Source organism: Bradyrhizobium sp. SZCCHNS30572 (genome assembly GCF_032484415.1).
Classification (GTDB): domain Bacteria; phylum Pseudomonadota; class Alphaproteobacteria; order Rhizobiales; family Xanthobacteraceae; genus Bradyrhizobium.
Map to the genome: position 1 here is coordinate 660,845 of NZ_JAUESY010000002.1, position 18,871 is coordinate 679,715.

At 65.6% G+C, this 18,871-nt stretch carries 16 protein-coding genes; 7 read left to right on the forward strand and 9 right to left on the reverse strand.

All coding sequences use genetic code 11. From position 1 onward, the window contains the following. Window positions 1–203 precede the first annotated feature (203 nt). From QX048_RS08040 to QX048_RS08055, 4 genes are all read left to right on the forward strand, one after another. Complete coding sequence (locus QX048_RS08040) at window positions 204–1,436, forward strand: ABC transporter substrate-binding protein (protein WP_315711922.1); 1,233 nt, start codon at window positions 204–206, stop codon at window positions 1,434–1,436. A gap of 75 nt (window positions 1,437–1,511) precedes the next feature. Beyond that, window positions 1,512–2,387, forward strand: coding sequence for a branched-chain amino acid ABC transporter permease (locus QX048_RS08045; protein ID WP_315751552.1), 876 nt, complete (start codon window positions 1,512–1,514; stop codon window positions 2,385–2,387). 2 nt (window positions 2,388–2,389) lie between these two features. Next, the gene (locus QX048_RS08050) at window positions 2,390–3,319 is read left to right on the forward strand and encodes a branched-chain amino acid ABC transporter permease (protein ID WP_315827606.1); all 930 of its coding nucleotides are present in this window, start codon (window positions 2,390–2,392) and stop codon (window positions 3,317–3,319) included. 8 nt (window positions 3,320–3,327) lie between these two features. Beyond that, window positions 3,328–4,797, forward strand: coding sequence for an ATP-binding cassette domain-containing protein (locus QX048_RS08055; RefSeq protein ID WP_315827607.1), 1,470 nt, complete (start codon window positions 3,328–3,330; stop codon window positions 4,795–4,797). 60 nt (window positions 4,798–4,857) lie between these two features. Here the strand turns inward: QX048_RS08055 and QX048_RS08060 are convergent, their stop codons facing one another. After that, the gene (locus QX048_RS08060; protein WP_315827608.1) at window positions 4,858–5,697 is read right to left on the reverse strand and encodes a hypothetical protein; all 840 of its coding nucleotides are present in this window, start codon (window positions 5,695–5,697) and stop codon (window positions 4,858–4,860) included. 464 nt (window positions 5,698–6,161) lie between these two features. Between QX048_RS08060 and QX048_RS08065 the strand changes: the two genes are divergently transcribed. From QX048_RS08065 to QX048_RS08075, 3 genes are all read left to right on the forward strand, one after another. Beyond that, window positions 6,162–7,190, forward strand: coding sequence for a TRAP transporter substrate-binding protein (locus tag QX048_RS08065; RefSeq protein ID WP_315827609.1), 1,029 nt, complete (start codon window positions 6,162–6,164; stop codon window positions 7,188–7,190). A gap of 88 nt (window positions 7,191–7,278) precedes the next feature. After that, window positions 7,279–9,165, forward strand: coding sequence for a TRAP transporter large permease subunit (locus QX048_RS08070; RefSeq protein WP_315711929.1), 1,887 nt, complete (start codon window positions 7,279–7,281; stop codon window positions 9,163–9,165). Between the two features lie 28 nt (window positions 9,166–9,193). Further along, window positions 9,194–10,837 carry an acyl-CoA synthetase gene (locus QX048_RS08075; RefSeq protein WP_315827610.1) on the forward strand — a complete coding sequence of 548 codons (1,644 nt, stop codon included), beginning with the start codon at window positions 9,194–9,196 and terminating at the stop codon, window positions 10,835–10,837. Between the two features lie 58 nt (window positions 10,838–10,895). On the opposite strand, the gene QX048_RS08080 is transcribed toward QX048_RS08075, so the two are convergent. The 8 genes from QX048_RS08080 to tmk form a co-directional block, all read right to left on the reverse strand. Next, window positions 10,896–12,053 carry an IS481 family transposase gene (locus QX048_RS08080; RefSeq protein ID WP_315759740.1) on the reverse strand — a complete coding sequence of 386 codons (1,158 nt, stop codon included), beginning with the start codon at window positions 12,051–12,053 and terminating at the stop codon, window positions 10,896–10,898. Between the two features lie 110 nt (window positions 12,054–12,163). After that, a complete protein-coding gene (locus tag QX048_RS08085; RefSeq protein WP_315827611.1) occupies window positions 12,164–12,571 on the reverse strand; it encodes an NUDIX domain-containing protein in 408 nt (135 codons plus the stop codon). Between the two features lie 39 nt (window positions 12,572–12,610). Beyond that, window positions 12,611–13,240, reverse strand: coding sequence for an antibiotic biosynthesis monooxygenase family protein (locus tag QX048_RS08090; protein WP_315827612.1), 630 nt, complete (start codon window positions 13,238–13,240; stop codon window positions 12,611–12,613). Between the two features lie 180 nt (window positions 13,241–13,420). After that, window positions 13,421–14,218: an MBL fold metallo-hydrolase gene (locus QX048_RS08095; RefSeq protein WP_315827613.1), complete on the reverse strand. Its 798-nt coding sequence runs from the start codon at window positions 14,216–14,218 to the stop codon at window positions 13,421–13,423. Beyond that, a complete protein-coding gene (locus QX048_RS08100) occupies window positions 14,215–15,006 on the reverse strand; it encodes a TatD family hydrolase (RefSeq protein ID WP_315827614.1) in 792 nt (263 codons plus the stop codon). Before QX048_RS08100 ends, QX048_RS08095 begins: the two co-directional genes overlap by 4 nt. Continuing rightward, window positions 15,006–17,081, reverse strand: a complete 2,076-nt coding sequence (gene metG / locus QX048_RS08105; protein WP_315827615.1) for a methionine--tRNA ligase — start codon at window positions 17,079–17,081, stop codon at window positions 15,006–15,008. The genes QX048_RS08100 and metG overlap by 1 nt, the downstream gene beginning before the upstream one ends. 70 nt (window positions 17,082–17,151) lie before the next feature. Beyond that, complete coding sequence (locus tag QX048_RS08110) at window positions 17,152–18,192, reverse strand: DNA polymerase III subunit delta' (protein ID WP_315827616.1); 1,041 nt, start codon at window positions 18,190–18,192, stop codon at window positions 17,152–17,154. Then, window positions 18,189–18,869, reverse strand: coding sequence for a dTMP kinase (gene tmk / locus QX048_RS08115; protein WP_315827617.1), 681 nt, complete (start codon window positions 18,867–18,869; stop codon window positions 18,189–18,191). Before tmk ends, QX048_RS08110 begins: the two co-directional genes overlap by 4 nt. Window positions 18,870–18,871: the final 2 nt, after the last annotated feature.

Sequence of the window (18,871 nt, forward strand, 5' to 3'; positions counted from 1 at the left end):
TCCGCTGCTGCAATGCAGCGGATATATTTGGTCCGCGCGCAGGAACCATGCAGTCCTGTAAGACATTCCGTGAGCCATGAGCGCGGCGCGCTATCACAATGCGCTGAGCGCAGAGCACGTCTCGGGATGTTCCCTTGCTCACTGGCATGTGGGAGACCAAAGTCGAGCCTGCCCGTCAGAGGCATAAGGATTCGGGAGGTTTCATGATTTCGCTCAAGTCCATCTTGCTTGCGAGCTGCGCAACTGCGCTCGTCTCCTCGGCCGCCTGGGCCGCAGACCCGATCAGGATCGGTGTCATCTCCGAGGCACAGGCCGTCGCCGGCTCGTCGATCGCACCCGCAGCGCAATTGGCCGCCGAGGAGATCAACGCCAAGGGCGGGATCGACGGGCGCAAGATCGAGATCGTCGTCTACGACAATCACTCCTCCTCGGCGGAATCGGTGCGCGCCTTCCAGCGCGCCGTCAGCGAGGACAAGGTCAACGCGGTCATCGCGAGCTACATCTCCGAGGTCGTGCTGGCGCTGGAGCCGTGGGCAGGGCGCCTCAAGACGCTGATGATCACGCCCGGTGCCGCGTCCGACGTCATCACCCAGAACATCGCCAAGAACTACGACCAGCTCAAATACACCTTCCACGGCTATCTGACCTCGACCTCCTTGGCCGGCCTCGTCTGCGACGCGGCCAAGGACCTGCTGGTCGAGCCCTACAAGATGAAGACCGCGGTGATCATGAGCGAGGACGCGGCGTGGACGACGCCGCTCGACGCCGGCTACGAGAAATGCCTGCCGGAGATCGGGCTCAAGGTCGTCGACCACATCCGCATGTCGCCTGACACCACCGACTTCACGCCGATCTTCAACAAGATCGAGGGCCTGAAGCCGGACGTCATGATCACCGGCATCTCGCATGTCGGCACCCAGCCGACCGTGCAGTGGAAGAGCCAGCAGGTGCCGATCCCGATGTTCGGCATTTCCTCGCAGGCGACCAACTCGACCTTCTGGAAAGACACCAACGGCGCCGTCGAGGGCGTCATGTACAATGCCGTGTCGGGACCGGGCGTGGCGGTGACGCCGAAGACGCTGCCGTTCGTGGAGGCCTATCAGAAGAAGTTCGGAAACTTCCCGTCCTATGCCGGCTACACCTCCTATGACGACGTCTACATGATCGCGGATGCGATCCATCGGGCCGGCGGCACCGATCCCGACAAGATGGTCGAGGCGATGGAAGCGACCGACTATGTCGGGACGATCGGCCGCATCGCCTTCAAGCCGAAGGGCGACCCGAACCCGCACGCGCTGCGGACCGGAAAGGGCTACATCACCGGGCTGATGCTGCAATGGCAGAACGGCAAGCAGGTCAACGTCTGGCCCAAGGAGCTCGCCGCCGGCACCGCCACCTGGCCGTCCTTCATCAAGCTCAAGGCGGCCAGCAACTGACGCATCGCGGGCCGCTCCTTCAAGGAGCGGCCCATTTTCTTGGTGCCTCAGTCTGACGTTGCAGGTCGATTTTCAATGCTTTTCTGGCAGATCTTGATCGATGGCTTTGCCATCAGCGCGCTGTATGCCCTCGGCGCGACCGGCTTCACACTGATCTTCGGTGTCTCGGGCGTGCTCAACCTTTCCCACGGCGCCATCATGGTCGGCGCCGCGGTTGCAGCCTGGGCTGCCGCCAGCGAATTCGGTGTCGGGCCCTACACCGGCGCGCTGATCGGAGTCCTCGCCGGCTTCATTTTGGCCTTCGCCACCTACTTCATCGCCGTCAGGCCGATCCAGCGCTCCAAGGTGATTGCTGAATCGGAGAAGGAGATCTTCATCCTGACCGCGACGCTGCTGTGGGGCATCATCATCCAGGAGGCGATCGCATATTTCTTCACCAACAACGCCAAGACCGTGCTGCCGATCGTCGAGGGCGTCACCACGGTGTTCGGCGTGCGCACGCCACGCAACGAATACTTCACCGCCGTGATCTGCTGGGTGGCCATCGGGCTGTTGTGGTTCCTGGTCAACCGCACCAGGCGCGGCAAGGCTGTCATGGCGGCGTCGATGAATCCGCGCGGCGTCACCTTGCTGGGCATCGAACTATCGTCGATCTACCTCACCGTCTGGGCCATCTACGGCCTGCTGGCGGGGGTGGCCGGCATCCTGCTCGGCATGTTCTTGGGGGTCAGCTCCTACAGCGTCGGGCCGCTGACGGCGAGCGCGTTCTCGATCGTCGTGCTTGGCGGCCTCGGCAGCGTGTCGGGCTCGCTGATCGCGGCCTATGTGGTCGGCTATCTCGAGACCGGAACGGCCTATCTGATCTCGCCGGCCTACCGGACGATTCCGGCGCTGCTGCTGCTCGTCGTCGTCATGTATCTGCGCCCGCAAGGGCTGTTCGGACGGAGGTGAGCATGCCTGCATTCGGTACGTCGCGGCTGTTCTGGATCGCGCTCCTGACCGTGATCGTGGCTCTGGTCCTGCCGGCCTACGTCTCAGGCTACGTCCTCGGGCTGCTGACGGTCGCGTACTACACGGCCGTGTTCGCGATGTCCTGGGACCTGCTGTTCGGCTTCGCCGGCGAGGTCAATTTCGGACCGACCTTCCTGATCGGCGTCGGCGCCTATACGGCGGGCATTCTCGATGCGCACTTCTCGCCGGGCCTGTCGATCTGGCTGTGCATCGCCGCCGGCGCCCTGGCGGCGGTCGTCGGCGGCGTCGTGCTGGCGCTGCCGGCGCTGCGCGTCAGCGGGCCGTATTTTGGCCTGACGACGCTGGTCGCCGTGCTGATGCTGCAGAACTTCATCGTCGTCGCCGCGGGGCTGACCGGCGGCGAGATCGGCCTCGCCGTGCCGGACGTGATCTCGATCGACGCCAAAACCAACTACTGGATCGCGCTCGGCTTCATGCTGGTGAGCGGTGCGATCCTGTTCGGCTTGTCGCGCAGCGCCATCGGGCTGATCCTGCAGGCGAGCGGGCAGGACAAGATCCAGGCCGGCGCGCTCGGCTTCAATGTCACCAAGCACAAGCTCGCCGCCTTCGTCGTCAGCGCGTTCTTCTCCGGGCTCGCCGGCGCACTGATGGTGTTCTACATGGGCACGGCCTCGGTCTCGACCTTTGTCGATGTCGGCGTCGGCGTGCAGATCATCATCGCCGCGGTGCTCGGCGGCCGCCGCACCGTCATCGGCGCCGCGATCGGCGCGATCTTCCTGATCGGCATGGGCGAGCTGCTGCGGCCGCTCGGCGAGCTCGCCACCCTGATCGTCTCGGTGATCGCGCTCGTGGTCATCCTGTTCTTCCCCGACGGCTTCCTCGGCATGATCAGGGGAGGGGCCAAAGCATGACACAAGGCATGAGCAGCGCTCCGATGCTGGAAGTCAGCGGCCTCACCAAGCGCTTCGGGGGCCTCGTCGCCGTCAAGAATTTGAGCTTCTCGATCCGCCCGGGTGAGATCCTCGGCCTGATTGGGCCGAACGGCTCGGGCAAGTCGACCGCGATGAAGAGCGTCATGGGCGTCGAGCGGCCGACCGCGGGCTCGGTCAGGCTCGACGGCATCGAGCTCGCCGGCCTGCCGTCGCACCGCATCGCGCGCATGGGCGTCGGGCTGGTGTTCCAGCATTCGCGGCCGCTGGCGCGCCAGACCGTGCTGGAGAACATCAAGGTCGCGCTGCTGCCGGACAAGTTGACGCGGCTGTTCGCCGACAAGGACGTCGATGCCAGGGCGCGCGCGATCGCCGAGCGCGTCGGCCTCGGCGGCGTCATCGACCGGCGGCCGCCGACGCTGGCGTTTGCCGACCTGCGCCGGCTCGAGCTCGCCAAGGCTGTCGCGCGCAGCCCGAAGCTGGTGCTGGTCGACGAACCCTTCGCCGGCCTCACGGCGTCCGAGGTCGCCGACTTCTCCGAGCTCATCCGCGAATTCCGCGACGACGGCCACGCGGTGCTGCTGGTCGACCACAACGTCAAGAGCGTGTCGGCACTGGTCGACCGCGTGCTGGCGATGTATCTCGGCGAGAAGATCGCCGAGGGCAGGGCGACCGAGGTGATGCAGGACGAGACCGTCCGCCGGGTCTATCTCGGCGGCGCGCTGGTCTCGACCGCGCGGCCGGAGGCCAGCTTCAAGGACGTCACGCCGGCGCTGCAGGTCGACAAGGTCGGCGTGCTCTACGGCAAGGCGCAGGCGCTGCAGGACGTTTCGCTGCACGTCCATGAGGGCGAGTTCGTCTCGGTCGTCGGCCTCAACGGCGCCGGCAAGACGACGCTGTTCAACGCGATCTCGGGCCTGGTGCCGTATTCGGGCGACGTGAAGTGGGCAGGGCGCAGCCTTGCCGGCGGCACGGCGGCGCAGATCGCCCGCTCAGGCATCGTGCAGTGTCCGGAAACGCGCGAATTGTTCGGCGACATGAGCGTGCGCGAAAATCTCGAGCTCGGCGGCAATGCGCTGTCCGACGCCGAGCGTGCCGAGCGGCTCGAATGGCTGTTCGGTCTGTTTCCGATCCTCAAGTCGCGGCAGCCGCAGCTGGCGCGCACGCTGTCCGGCGGCGAGCAGCAGATGCTGGCGATCGCGCGCGCACTGATGATGAAGCCGAAGCTCCTGATCCTCGACGAGCCGACGCTCGGACTTGCGCCGGTGATCCTAGAGACGTTGTCGAAGGCGCTCGATCGACTGCGCGAGACCACCAAGATCACGGTGCTGCTCGGCGAACAGAACGTCACCTTCGCGCTCCCGCACGCCGACCGCGTCTACGTGCTGGATCATGCCAAGATCGTCTGGGAAGGCCCGCCGGATCGGTTCGAGGCCGAAGCCGCGGCGAACTATCTGTGAGGGACGGGGGCAGGGAGCAGGGGCGTCCCTGCGCCCTGCCCGGATCTCATGAGTTCGGAGCTACGGGAAACGAGGCGGGCGCGCCTGTGGCGGCCGGGGCGCAAGGCGCGCCGCGGCGCCGACGGTCGTCGGCTCGGTCTTCGCTGCGCGGAACGCGCGTGCGAGCTGGTCCTGGCTGGCCTGCAGCTGTTCGATCGCCCTGGCGTGATCGCGGTTGGCCTGCTCCTGGCTGGACTTGAACTCCTGAAACCCGCTCTGCAGTTCGGCCACGTCATGCGCGATCTTGTCGATCAGCGGCGCGACGTCCCGGTCGGGAGCAGACGGCACGTCATGCTCCGGCGTAGCCTCCGCCATCGCGGAGGATGGATCGCTGGCGCGCGTTGACGTCGATGCCGATGACGTCTCCGGTGTTGGTGAAACGGATGGTGATGGTGAGGCAGGGGCCGTCTCGGCCGCACTCGATCCGTTCGCCGCCGTCTCCAGTGCCACCACCGGCGGATTCGCCGCCTGAGCATTCTCACGCCGGATGGATTGAACCGCCGCTTCGATCCGGTCGGTGACGGAGGTGATGGTCTCGGTATGGTCCCGCGCCAGGGTGATGGCAGCGCCGATGAGCCCGGCCGACGCCATCAGCGTGATCATGGCCCGCAATACGGGCCGGCGCCGGGCCGGAGGAGGCGTTTCCACGTGTTCGCTGCCTGCAGCGGGTTCGATAGCCTCGACCGCATCAGCGGCGGCCTGGGCCTCGATGTCGGCGATCCGCTGATCGATACGTGCGCGCACCTCGGCCAGCACCCGCTGATAGATCTCCTCGCAGACAGCGTCGTCAGGCGGCAGCGCGACATCACCCGGATCAACTTCCTTCGACGTCGACTGAACTGGCATGTCTTCGGATCCCATTCACGATACGCCCGTGCCCAATCCTGAAGGATGCGGTTTTGACCTCTGGGCTTTGACCAAACGAAGACTGCGGGGTGACGAGGCGGGGGCGATTTCGCACAGGCGCCGACGTGCGCTGGGCGGGCCGATGTGCGGCTTCCACCGTCAGGCAGTCGCCCATAGCCTATTCGCATAAGGTATATTATGGAATATTTATATGCGTAGAGAGTTCAACGACTTGGCGCCAAATCCTCGAATTTGCGGCAGCCGCGGGCCCTTCAGAACCCCCGTCCAGCCCGAGCTGACGGGCCGTTCGCCATGGCCGAGACTCGCGCTGCGCATGACCTGCTGCGAACGCCGATATTGCTGCTGCGGCCCATCGCTGCAATAAGCGCAGACGACGTCGCTGATGTCGCTGGATTCGTCCGGCGGTGCTTGCGGCGGCGCGATGCAACAAGAAGAAGCTTCTCCAGGGAGAAACGAGCATGAGCCTGTCACGACGCGCGCTGTTGAAGGCCTCCGCGGCGACAGCCGTACTGGGTGGAATTGGCACCGTCGCAGCGCCGCATGTGGCGCGCGCGCAGAGCGCCGAGTTCACCTACAAATACGCCAACAACCTGCCCGACTCCCATCCGCTCAACGTCCGCGCCAAGGAGATGGCGGCGGCGATCAAGGCCGAGACCGCCGGCAAGTTCGACCTGCAGATCTTCCCGAACAACCAGCTCGGTTCCGACACGGACATGCTGAGCCAGATCCGCTCCGGCGGCGTCGAGTTCTTCACGCTGTCCGGCCTGATCCTGGCGACCCTGGTGCCGGCCGCGTCGATCAACGGCATCGGCTTCGCGTTCCCGGACTACGACACGGTCTGGAAGGCCATGGACGGCGATCTCGGCGCCTACGTGCGCGGCCAGATCAACAAGGCGGGCCTCGTGGTCATGGACAAGATCTGGGACAACGGCTTCCGTCAGACGACGTCGTCGACCAAGCCGATCAATGGGCCCGACGACCTCAAGGGCTTCAAGATCCGCGTGCCGGTGTCGCCGCTGTGGACCTCGATGTTCAAGGCGTTCGAGGCCGCGCCCGCCTCGATCAATTTCAGCGAGGTCTATTCGGCGCTGCAGACCAAGGTGGTCGAGGGCCAGGAAAACCCGCTGGCGATCATCTCGACCGCCAAGCTCTACGAGGTACAGAAATACTGCTCGCTGACCAACCACATGTGGGACGGCTTCTGGTTCCTGGCGAACCGCCGCGCCTGGGAGGCCGTGCCGGCCGACATGCGCGCGATCGTCGCCAAGCACATCAACGCGGCCGCCGTGAAGGAGCGTGAGGACGTCGCCAAGCTCAATGCCGGCCTGCAAGCAGAGCTCGCGTCGAAGGGCCTGACCTTCAATCAGCCCAACGTCGCGCCGTTCCGCGACAAGCTGCGTACCGCCGGCTTCTATGCCGAGTGGAAGGGCAAATATGGCGACGAGGCCTGGGCGCTGCTGGAAAAGGCCGTCGGCAAGCTGTCGTAACCTAGAGCGTGATCCGGAAAAGTGGGACCGGCTTTCCGAAACGATCATGCTCAAAACAAGAATGACGTAGACGCGTTCGGGTGACGTCATGGCGCATGCCGAGTTCACGGAAATTGCGATCAGCGAGGTGGTCATCGAGATCCCTCGCCGCCGGTCCTGGCTCGATGGCTTGGATGCCTTGCTGGGTCTCCTGGTCGAGATCCCAGCCGCGCTGCTGGTCGTGGCCGAGATCGTCATCCTGTTCGCGGGCGTCGTGGCGCGCTACGTCCTGCACCGGCCGCTGATCTGGTCGGACGAGCTGGCCTCGATCCTGTTCCTGTGGCTCGCTATGCTCGGCGCTGCGGTTGCGTTCCGCCGCGGCGAGCACATGCGGATGACGGCAATGGTGGCGCGCGCCAGCCCCGGCTTGCGCGCCTATCTCGATCTGGTCGCGACGAGCGCGGCGCTGGCGTTCCTTGTCATGATCGCCTGGCCGTCCTGGGAGTACGCCTACGAGGAAAGCTTCATCACGACGCCGGCGCTGCAGATCGAAAACATCTGGCGCGCCGCCGCGCTGCCGGTCGGCATCGGACTGATGGCGCTGTTCGCCCTCGTCCGTCTCGCCCGCACGGCCAGCGTCAGGATGATGCTGCTGGCTGTCGTCTCTATCGCAGCGATCATCGCGCTGTTCTGGGTGGCGCAGCCGCTGCTGAAGCCGCTCGGCAACATCAACCTCGTGATCTTCTTCGTCGGCGTGGTCGGCTTGTGCGTCTTCGCCGGCGTGCCGATCGCGTTCGCCTTCGGGCTCGCGATCTTCGGCTATCTGGCGCTGACGACGCGTACGCCGCTGATGGTGCTGGTCGGGCGCATGGACGAGGGCATGAGCCATCTCATCCTGCTGTCGGTGCCGCTGTTCGTCTTTCTCGGCCTGCTGATCGAAATGACCGGCATGGCCCGCGCCATGGTCGCGTTCCTGGCGAGCCTCTTGGGTCACGTCCGCGGCGGGCTACATTACGTGCTGGTCGGCGCGATGTATCTCGTCTCGGGCATTTCCGGCGCCAAGGCGGCCGACATGGCGGCGGTCGCGCCGGTGCTGTTTCCGGAGATGAAGGCGCGCGGTGCCAAGCCCGGCGATCTCGTCGCCCTGCTCGCCGCCACCGGCGCACAGACCGAGACCATTCCGCCGAGCCTGGTTCTGATCACGATCGGCTCCGTCACTGGCGTGTCGATTGCGGCGCTGTTCACCGGCGGCCTGCTGCCGGGCGTGGTGCTGGCGATCACGCTGTGCGCGCTGGTGTGGTGGCGTTACCGCAACGAGGACATGAGCGGTGTCCGCCGCGCGACCGGAGCCGAGATCGGCAAGGCCTTCATCGTCTCGCTCCCTGCCCTGGCCCTGCCCTTCGTGATCCGCGCTGCCGTCGTCGAGGGCGTCGCGACGGCGACGGAGGTTTCGACCATCGGCATCGTCTATGGCGTGCTGGCGGGCCTGCTGGTCTATCGCCGTTTCGACTGGCGCCGCCTGATGCCGATGCTGATCGAGACGGCGGCGCTGTCCGGCGCCATCCTGCTGATCATCGGGACGGCGACCGGCATGGCCTGGGGCCTGACGCAGTCCGGCTTCTCACGCGCGCTGGCGGCGGCGATGACCGGGCTGCCGGGCGGCCCGGCAACGTTCATCGCGGTCTCGATCGTCGCCTTCACGATCCTGGGCAGCGTGCTCGAGGGCATCCCGGCGATCGTGCTGTTCGGGCCGCTGCTGTTTCCGATCGCGCGTGCCGTCGGCGTGCACGAGGTGCATTATGCCATGGTGATCATCCTGGCGATGGGAATTGGCCTGTTCGCACCGCCGTTCGGGGTCGGATATTACGCCGCCTGCGCGATCGGCCGGGTCGATCCCGCGGAGGGCATCCGCCCGATCTGGGGCTACCTGTTGGCGCTTCTCATAGGCCTCGTCATCGTTGCGATTTTTCCGTGGATTTCGATCGGGTTCCTGTAGACTCTTCAGATGACGACGGAGGGTGGTGATGAGCACGAACCAGTATCAGCTCGGTCTGGACAAGACGCCGGCCAACTACGTGCCGCTGACCCCGCTCAGCTTCCTGGCGCGCAGCGCGGCCGTCTATCCCGACCACGTCAGCACGGTCTATGAAGGCTGCAGCTTCACCTGGCGCCAGACCTATGACCGCTGCCGGCGCTTCGCGTCGTACCTCGCGGGCCGCGGCATCGGGGTCGGCGACACCGTGGCGGCGATGCTGCCGAACATCCCCGCGATGAACGAGGCGCATTTTGCCGTGCCGATGGCCGGCGCCGTGCTCAACACGCTCAACATCCGCCTCGATGCGTCCTCGATCGCGTTTCAGCTCGACCACGGCCAGGCCAAGATCATCCTGGTCGATCCGGAATTCTCCGGCGTGATCAGCGAGGCGCTCAAGCTGATGAGCGGCGCAAAGCCGTTCGTGATCGACGTCGACGACGCCTCCTATGCCGGCGGTAGCCGCATCGGCGAGATCGAGTACGAAGCCGCCGTCGCCTCGGGCGATCCCAGCTTCGAGCCGCGCCGTCCCACCGACGAATGGGACGCGATCGCGATGAGCTATACGTCTGGCACGACGGGCAATCCCAAGGGCGTCGTCACCCATCACCGCGGCGCGTACCTCAACGCCGTCAGCAACATCCTCGCCGGCGGGCTCGGCCAGCATCCGGTCTATCTCTGGACCCTGCCGATGTTCCACTGCAACGGCTGGTGCTTCCCCTGGACCATGGCCGCTGCGGCCGGCGTCAATGTCTGCCTGCGCAAGGTCGAGCCGACCAGGATCTTCGAGCTGATCAAGACCCACGGCGTGACGCACATGTGCGGCGCGCCGATCGTCTACAACGTCCTGATCAACGCGCCCGACGCGCCCAAGGGCAAGCGCGACAAGCCGGTGGTGGGGCTGATCGCGGGCGCCGCGCCGCCGGTCGCCGTGCTCGAAGGTGCCGAGAGCATCGGCATCAAGCTGACCCATGTCTACGGCCTGACCGAGGTCTACGGCCCCGCCTCGGTCTGCGCCGAGCAGCCCGGCTGGGACGACCTGCCGGCGCCTGAGCGCGCGCGGCTGAAGCGGCGCCAGGGCGTGCCCTATCCGCTGCAGGAAGCCGTCACCGTGCTCAATCCGGAGACGATGCAGGAGGTGCCGCGCGACGGCGAGACCATCGGCGAGGTGATGTTCCGCGGCAACATCGTCATGAAGGGCTATCTCAAGAACGAGAAGGCGACGCAGGAAGCCTTTGCCGGTGGTTGGTTCCACACCGGCGACCTCGGCGTGCTCGACGAGCACGGCTACGTCATCATCAAGGACCGCTCCAAGGACATCATCATCTCCGGCGGCGAGAACATCTCCTCGGTCGAGGTCGAGGACATCCTCTACAAGCACCCCGCCGTGATGTTCGCGGCCGTCGTCGCCAAGCCCGATCCAAAATGGGGCGAAGTCCCCTGTGCCTTCGTCGAGCTGAAGGACGGCGCGCACGCGACCGAGGCCGAGATCATCGCCTATTGCCGCAGCCACCTGTCCGGCTTCAAGACGCCGAAGGTCGTGGTGTTCGGCACGATCCCGAAGACGTCGACCGGCAAGATCCAAAAATTCCTGCTGCGCAACGAGGTCAAATCGGCGAAGGCGATCTCCGCGTAGAGGCGATCGCAACATCATCGCGTCATTGCGAGCGCAGTGTTCAGCCCGGAGACATAGATTACACCTGTTCGGGGACATAGTTGACAGTTTTGGGGTCGCGCAGATCAATCGCTGCGATCTGATGTGCGGCAAAGAAAATTCCGAACTTTCCGTCGGCACTGAGTGGCCGGATAGCCAGCCGCTCACCTCGGAAGGCTTGCGGGACTTTCCAGAGCCGCCCCTCGAAACTGACGTAGGCCTTCGTGCTCGACACGGAACGGATGCTCTCACCCTCGTCGTATTCGACGATCGGAAGCCGGTCGGGCATCGCACGTTGGCTCGGTTGATAGCGGCTTGCCGGCACGTCGAAGTTCAAGGCCTCGTGCGGCCGGTCGAGATTGTAGACGGAGCGCCATCCGTCGAGTGCCCGCTGGACATCGGGAAGATCACGGTAGCGCCTGAAGGCAAACACCTCGGCCTTCAGACTACGGTGGAAGCGTTCGTTCTTGCCGCGGCTCTGAGGATGGTAGGGCCGGCTGTGGATCGTTCGAACGCCGAGCTTCAGAAGCCAGACCGTCAACGCGGTCCAGGGGTCTTCGAGGGTAAATCCCCAGGGGCCACCATTGTCGACGAACATCGCATCCGGCAGTCCATAACGGCGGAACGTCGTCTCCAAATGTCCTTTGACCGTAGAGCCGCGCTCGTTGTCACAAGCCGCCAGGCACAACGAGAAGCGGGAGTGATCGTCCAACGCTGTCAGCGGATGACAGGACACACCGTTCTCCAGCGCACTGTGCCCCTTGAAGTCCATCTGCCACAGCTGATTGGGCGCATCCTTCTCGAACCGCGTGTAGGGCTGTCCGGGCGTGCCTGCAGGCTCGACCACTCGATCGTAGCGGCGCAGGATGGTGTGCACGGTGGATATCGCCGGGACAGCTTGACCATCACGCTCAAGACACCGTGCGAGCTTGCGCGCGCCCCAGGCCGGGTGAGCATCGCGCAATGCGACAATCTGCTGCTCGGTCGCAGCCGCGGTGCGCTCCGGACTTCGATGAGGCCGCCGCGACCGATCCGCCAGCGCCGTGTCCCCAGCGTCATGCCGCTGGATCCATTTGTAGCCCGTCTGAGGGCTGATGCCGAACCGCCGACACAGCTCCCGCCGGTTCGCCCCTTCCTGCTTGGCAAGCATCACAAACTCTCGTCGCTGGTCCATGACAGACACCTCTCGCCACGGCATCGCTCGCCCCTCTGCTTGACGAATCGAGCCGATTTTGAAGTGTCAACCATCTCCCCGAACACCCGTCAGCTATGTCCCCGGGCTGAACACTGCGCTCGCAATGACGAGAATTAGAGCTGCCGTCGAAGCTGCGGAATAACGAATTTGGCGACGAGCGGCGCGAGCGCGAGATGCTTGGCGGGATGATCAAGGTCGCACCAAGCCAGTTCGGCGATCTCACGCGACGTCTTTGGTTCATTCCTCAGCGAAACGCGATAGACCCGCGCGACGACCCGATGGTCGGGTTCGTTGGCAGCATCGGCTTCAAAGGTGCCGAGATGCGTGGCCGGATCGAGCGCCTGAGTGCCCAACTCCTCCTCGATTTCCCGGAACAGGCATTCACGATCGCTTTCGCCCGGTTCGAGCTTTCCGCCAGGAAGCATGAAGACCGCCGTGCCTCGCTTGCGCACGAGCAGCAGACGTCCTTGCGACACGACGGCCGCCGCGGCGACGTTGAAAGTCTTGGACGATTGCGACATGGTGTTGATCAATATTCCACTGAATTTGCGGAGCAGGGATCAGGCGTCCCTGCTCTTCTCCGGATAATATTGCGGCGCCTCGCGGCGGTCATACATGCCGTAATTGCGGGTGACTTCGACAACGCGAATGCTGTCGGCACCCGGTTCGGCGAGTAGTCGTTCGCTCAGCGCGATGCCGGTCGCCTCGTCCGGCAGCTCGACCAAATGCGCGAAGCGGCCCTCGCGATAGACGCTGGAGAAGCTCGCGACCGGCAGGTCCTTCACGCCGCCCAATTGCGGCTCGGCCGTCTCCACGGCCAGCACATAAGTCGGCGCACGCCGTTTTGGATCGTTGTAGGTCCCGCGCCGCTGCGGCTGCCACGCCGCCTGCCCCGGCCTCACCTCGTGGATCAATTCGGCGACGCGCAGCCGATAGTCTGAGAATACCTTGTCGCGGCCGAGGGTCTGGATGTCGTGATGATGGGCATGGACGCGCCAGGCGGTCATGGCGCCCTCGTCCTGCCAGATCTGGTAGGACAGGATCAGATTGTCGCGCGACAGGCTCCGGAAGCGGTCGAGGAACAGGCAGCCGCCGAGCGCATCGAGCTCGGGCCGCAGCGCCGCGGCGAGTTGCAGATACTGGTCGAGGCGGCCCGGCTTGACCTCAACCTCGAAGAACAGCGACAGCATGGCAGCGTCTCCGTGTTTTTGGACGTCGGCTGAACTTCAAACGCGGTGGCCATCGCAGCCGGCCGCGCATGAAGGTCATTGCGAGCGAAGCGAGGCAATCCAGAAGCATTCCGACGACTCTGGATTGCTTCGTCGCCTTCGGCTTTTCTCAATGACGGCCTTGGCCGACGGACGATCGCCCTACCCGACCTCCAGCCGCATCCCGTCATAGGCCGGCACCACGCCCGCCGGCAGGCTCTGGCGCAGCACCTCGTAGTCGAGATCGGCGGTCATGTTGGTGATGACGGCGCGCTTCGGCTTGAAGCGCTCGATCCAGGCCAGAGCGTCGTTGACCGAGAAATGGCTCGGATGCGAGGCAGGGCGCAGGCCGTCGACGATCCAGAGGTCGAGATCCTCCAGCGCGCCCCAGCTCTCCTCGGGGATGTCGTTGAGGTCCGGCGTGTAGGCGGCATCGCCGATGCGATAGCCGAGCGCGGGGATGTTGCCGTGCTGGACCAGGAACGCCGTCAGCTTCAGCTCGCCGCCCTTGCCTTCCACCGCCTGGGTCTCGCCCGCCTCGATCGCGTGCTGGGTCAGGATCGGCGGATAGTCGCTTCCCGGTGGCGAGATGAAGCAATAGGAGAACCGGTGCATGATGTCTTTCGCGGTCGACTGGTTCAGGTAGACCGGAATGCGCCGGCGCTGATGCATCACCACCGAGCGCAGATCGTCGATACCATGGGTCTGGTCGGCGTGCTCGTGCGTGAGAAACACCGCGTCGATGTGATCGACGTTGGTGTCGATCAACTGCTCGCGCAGATCCGGCGACGTGTCGATCACGACCCGCGTGACGCCATGGGCTCCGCGGCGCTCAGCCAGAAGCGAGCAGCGCCTGCGGCGGTTCTTCGGGTTGCTGGGATCGCAGGCGCCCCACCCCAGCGCCGGGCGCGGCACGCCGGCCGATGAGCCGCAGCCGAGGATGGTGAGCGTCGTCGTCATGCAGCCTCCTTTGGCCGCGGCACCTTGGAGAACAGCTTGAAGAAGGTCTCGGTGGTCTGGCGCGAGAATTCCTCGAACGAGACGCCGCGGGTCTCCGCCAGCACCTTCGCGGTCTCGACGACGTAGGCCGGCTCGTTGCGCTTGCCGCGGAACTTGCCGGGCGCGAGATACGGCGCGTCGGTCTCGACCATGATGCGGTCGGCCGGCACCTCGGCGGCCAGCGCGCGAAGTGCGTCCGACTTCTTGAACGTCACGATGCCCGTGAACGAGATGTGCAGTCCGAGGTCGATCGCCTTCATCGCCAGCTCACGCCCGCCGGTGTAGCAATGCAGCACGGCCTGGAAAGGTCCGCGCGCCATCTCCTCCTCGAGGATGCGGCTGCACTGCTCGTCCGCTTCGCGGGTGTGGATCACCAGCGGCAGGCCGGTTTCGCGGGCGGCTGCGATATGCGCGCGGAACCCGCGCTCCTGGGCGTCCTTCGAGCCGTGATCATAGAAGTTGTCGAGTCCGGCCTCGCCGAGCGCAACCACCTTGGGGTGATCGGTCAGCGCGATCAGCTCCTCGGCCGGAATGCCGTCCTCCTCGTCCGCATTGTGCGGATGGGTGCCGACCGAGCAGAACACGTTCTCGAACCGCTCGGCGATGGCGAGCAGCTCGGGCAAGCGCCGCACCCGCGTCGAGATCGTTACCATGCGGCCGACGCCGGCGGCGGCGGCACGCGTGACGATGCCATCCAGATCCTCGGCGAAATCCGGAAAATCCAGATGGCAATGGCTGTCGACCAGCATCACGCCGCCGTCGGCTCGATGTAGCGCGGGAACACCGCCTGCGGTGCCGGCAGCTGCGTGCCAGCCGCAATCCGGACGTCGCCGCCGAGTCGCGCAAAATTCCGTTCGTCCTCGGGAATGCCGAGGCTGTCGAGCAGCTTTGCCGACGCGGCCGGCATCACCGGCTGGGTCAGGATCGCGACCTGACGGATCACCTCGGCGGTGACATAGAGCACCGTATGCTGGCGCTGCGGATCGGTCTTCGCCAGCGCCCACGGCGCCTCGCCCGCGAAATAGCGGTTGGCCTCGGCCACGACCGACCAGACCGCATTGAGCCATTGGTGGATCTGCTGCGTCGCCATGGCCTTGCGCGCCGCGCCGATCATCGCATCGGCCTCCGCCAGGATCGCCTTGTCATTGGCCGAGAACTCGCCGGGCTCCGGCAGCACGCCGCCGAGCTGCTTTGCGATCATCGACAGCGAGCGCTGTGCGAGGTTGCCGAGGTCGTTGGCGAGATCGGCGTTGATGCGCGCGACGATCGCCTCGTGATTGTAGTTGCCGTCCTGGCCGAACGGCACTTCGCGCAGGAAAAAATAGCGCAGCTGGTCGACGCCATACTGGTCGGCAAGATTGAATGGATCGACGACGTTGCCGACCGATTTCGACATCTTCTCGCCCCTGTTGAACAGGAAGCCGTGGGCATAGACCCGCTTCGGCACGGGCACGCCGGCCGACATCAGGAACGCCGGCCAGTACACCGCATGGAAGCGGATGATGTCCTTGCCGATGACGTGCACGTCGGCAGGCCAGTATTTCCAGTTTGCATCGCTCTCGTCGGGAAAGCCGACGCCGGTGATGTAGTTGGTCAGCGCGTCGACCCAGACATACATCACGTGCTCCTCGTCGTGAGGCACACGGACGCCCCAGTCGAAGGTGGTGCGCGAGATCGACAGGTCCTTCAACCCGCCCCTGACGAAGCTGATGATCTCGTTGCGGCGCGCATCCGGCCCAATGAAATCGGGCTGGCTCTCATAGAGCGCGAGCAGCTTCTCCTGATAGGCCGACAGGCGGAAGAAATAGCTCTTCTCCTCGACCCACTCCACCGGCGTGCCCTGCGGTCCGCGGCGGACGTTGTCCTCGCCGACGACGGTCTCATCCTCGGCGTAATAGGCCTCGTCGCGTACCGAGTACCAACCCGCATAGCTGTCGGCATAGATGTCGCCATTCTCGCGCATGCGGTTCCAGATCGCCTGGACGGAGCGATGATGCGCGGGCTCGGTGGTGCGGATGAAGCGGTCGAACGAGACGTTCAGCCGCTCGTCCATCTCGCGGAACCGGCCGGCATTGCGGGTCGCGAGTTCGGACGGCGTCATGCCCTCGTTCTGCGCGGTCTGCACCATCTTCAGACCGTGCTCGTCGGTGCCGGTCAGGAAGTACACGTCCTTGCCGTCGAGCCGCGCAAAGCGCGCGATGGCGTCGGTCGCGATCGCCTCATAGGCGTGGCCGATATGCGGGTTGCCGTTGGGATAGGCGATCGCTGTCGTGACGTAGAAGGTGTTCTTATCGACGGGAGCTGCGGCGACCTGCACTACGATCTCGTCGATCTCGACGACCACGGCCTCGACCTTCGGCTTGCGCGGTGCCTTCGGCTTCGCGGCGCGTGGCGGCTTCGGCGCTTCAACGATGGCCGGCGCGACCTTCTTCGGTGCAGCCGGCTGTTTCGGAGCGGCGGGCTTCCTCGCGGCCGAAGGCTTGTTCGTTGCTGCCGCGGGCTTGGCGGCCGTCTTCTTGGCCGGCGGTGTGGCGGGCTTTGCCCCGGCCTTCTTGGCTGGAGCCTTCACAGCTTTCTTGACCGCCTTCTTGGCGGCGCTCTTCGACGCTTTCTTGGCCGCGCTCGCCGCCGGGGCTTTGCTCTTGGCTTTCGCGGGCGCCGTCTTGGATTTGGCGGTCTTTTTCTTGGCGTCCTTGTCCTTCGCCGCCTTCGCCTTGGCGGCGCTGGCCTTGCCCTTCGCAGGCCCCTTGGCGGCAGCCTTCTTCGCGCCGCTCTTGCCCGCGGGCTTGCCCTTCTTCACGCTTGTCTTGCTGGCCTTCGCCACGGCAAATTCCTCTTTGACGACGTCGGTCGACGGATTGATCCTGATAATCCCGGGATGATGGTCGGCGCGGTTACCGCGTGGCTTCGGCGAGCATCCCGAACACCGAGAAAACCAGCGGTTTTCGCTCCAGATTATAGGATTCGGTGTCGCGCGCGGCGCGGACGATCTTTTCCCATACCTCCGCCAGCCGTGCAAGGCGCGGCAGTTCCGCGTTCGGATCTGCGGCCCGCAGCCGCTCCGCCACCCAGCGCTCGATGCTGTCGAGGAAGCTCGCCAGCGCGACGCGGTCGCTGGTGCCGAGCGCATCGCCCAGGGCATGCAGCTCGCCCGGGTCGATCCGAGGCAGGCTCGCGAGCAGCGCCGCGGTCCGGGTCTGCAGCTGCAGCCCGTCGCCGCCCAACAGCATGAGGGTCCGGGCGACGCTGCCCTCGGAGGCGCTGGCGGCCTCCCGCAGCGCCGGATCGGCTCCGTCCATTCCGGTGGCCTCGGCCGCGGCGCTGACGACGTCGTCGGTGGACAACGCCCGCAGCGCCAGCCGGCGGCAGCGCGACTTGATGGTGGCGAGCACCCGCGCCGGTGCGTGGCTGACCAGCAGGAACAGCGACTGCTGCGGCGGCTCCTCGAGAATCTTGAGCAGCGCATTGGCGGCGTTGGGATTGAGCTCGTCGACGGTGTCGACGATGCACACCCGCCAACCCTCGACCGCCGCCGTCGAGCCGAAGAACGAGATCGTCTCACGGGTCTCGTCCACGGTGATGACGGTGCGCAGCACGCCCTTGTCGTTGGCCGAGCGCTCCAAGGTGAGCAGCCCGCCATGAGCCTCCGAGGCGATCAGGCGCGCGACGTGGTCCTCCTCGTCGACGTACAACGAATCGGCGGCGCGCACCTCGGCGGTGGTGGAATCGCGGTGGGCCAGCACGAAGCGCGCCATGCGGTAGGCCAAGGTGGCCTTGCCGATGCCTTGTGGGCCGCCGATCAGCCAGGCATGCGCCATCCGTCCGCTGCGGTAGGCGGACAGCAGCGCCGCCTCGGCGTCGCGATGCCCGAACAAGGCGGTGGTTTCGCGTGGATGGCGGACCGCGATCTCCGGCTCGACCTTGCGTGCGCTCATGACGCCGCCGCCACTTCCGTGAACAGGCGTTCGCGCACGGCGTCCCAAACGAGCTGCGAGACCGTTTCCGCGCTCGCCGTAGCGTCGATCAGCACGCAGCGCCGGGGATCCTCGGCCGCGATCTTGTGAAAGGCGTCGCGCAGTCCCTTGTGGAACTTGATGTCTTCGCCTTCGAACCGGTCCGGGGTTCCGGCGCCGCGCCGCGCCCCGGCACGCTGCAGACCGATCTCGACGGGAACATCGAGGATGAGGGTCAGATCCGGCTTGAGGTCGCCGATCGTGACCCGCTGCATCGCATTGAGCACGTCCGGCGCGACCTTCCCCTGGCTGCCCTGGTAGGCCCGGGTCGAATCGAAGAAGCGATCGCACAGCACCCAGCTGCCCTGGTTCAGCGCCGGCAGAATCACGTTGCGGACATGGTCGTCCCGCGCGGCCGCGAACAGCAGCGTCTCGGCCTCCGGGCCCAGCAGCTTGCCCATGCCCGACAGCACGAGGTGGCGCATGATCTCCGCGCCCGGCGATCCCCCGGGCTCGCGGGTCAGCACCAGGCGCACACCCTCTTTCTGCAGATGGTCCGCCAGCATCTTGATCTGCGTCGATTTTCCGGCGCCCTCGCCACCCTCGAAGGTGACGAATCGGCCGCGGCCAGGACCACGTTTCAAAGCTGCTTCCGCCATGT

Coding starts and splice junctions, on each gene's coding strand:
- QX048_RS08040 (WP_315711922.1), top strand. CDS start 204: ATGATTTCGCTCAAGTCCATCTTGCTTGCGAGCTGCGCAACTGCGCTC.
- QX048_RS08045 (WP_315751552.1), top strand. CDS start 1,512: ATGCTTTTCTGGCAGATCTTGATCGATGGCTTTGCCATCAGCGCGCTG.
- QX048_RS08050 (WP_315827606.1), top strand. CDS start 2,390: ATGCCTGCATTCGGTACGTCGCGGCTGTTCTGGATCGCGCTCCTGACC.
- QX048_RS08055 (WP_315827607.1), top strand. CDS start 3,328: ATGAGCAGCGCTCCGATGCTGGAAGTCAGCGGCCTCACCAAGCGCTTC.
- QX048_RS08060 (WP_315827608.1), bottom strand. CDS start 5,697: ATGGGATCCGAAGACATGCCAGTTCAGTCGACGTCGAAGGAAGTTGAT.
- QX048_RS08065 (WP_315827609.1), top strand. CDS start 6,162: ATGAGCCTGTCACGACGCGCGCTGTTGAAGGCCTCCGCGGCGACAGCC.
- QX048_RS08070 (WP_315711929.1), top strand. CDS start 7,279: ATGGCGCATGCCGAGTTCACGGAAATTGCGATCAGCGAGGTGGTCATC.
- QX048_RS08075 (WP_315827610.1), top strand. CDS start 9,194: ATGAGCACGAACCAGTATCAGCTCGGTCTGGACAAGACGCCGGCCAAC.
- QX048_RS08080 (WP_315759740.1), bottom strand. CDS start 12,053: ATGCCGTGGCGAGAGGTGTCTGTCATGGACCAGCGACGAGAGTTTGTG.
- QX048_RS08085 (WP_315827611.1), bottom strand. CDS start 12,571: ATGTCGCAATCGTCCAAGACTTTCAACGTCGCCGCGGCGGCCGTCGTG.
- QX048_RS08090 (WP_315827612.1), bottom strand. CDS start 13,240: ATGCTGTCGCTGTTCTTCGAGGTTGAGGTCAAGCCGGGCCGCCTCGAC.
- QX048_RS08095 (WP_315827613.1), bottom strand. CDS start 14,218: ATGACGACGACGCTCACCATCCTCGGCTGCGGCTCATCGGCCGGCGTG.
- QX048_RS08100 (WP_315827614.1), bottom strand. CDS start 15,006: ATGCTGGTCGACAGCCATTGCCATCTGGATTTTCCGGATTTCGCCGAG.
- QX048_RS08110 (WP_315827616.1), bottom strand. CDS start 18,192: ATGAGCGCACGCAAGGTCGAGCCGGAGATCGCGGTCCGCCATCCACGC.
- tmk (WP_315827617.1), bottom strand. CDS start 18,869: ATGGCGGAAGCAGCTTTGAAACGTGGTCCTGGCCGCGGCCGATTCGTC.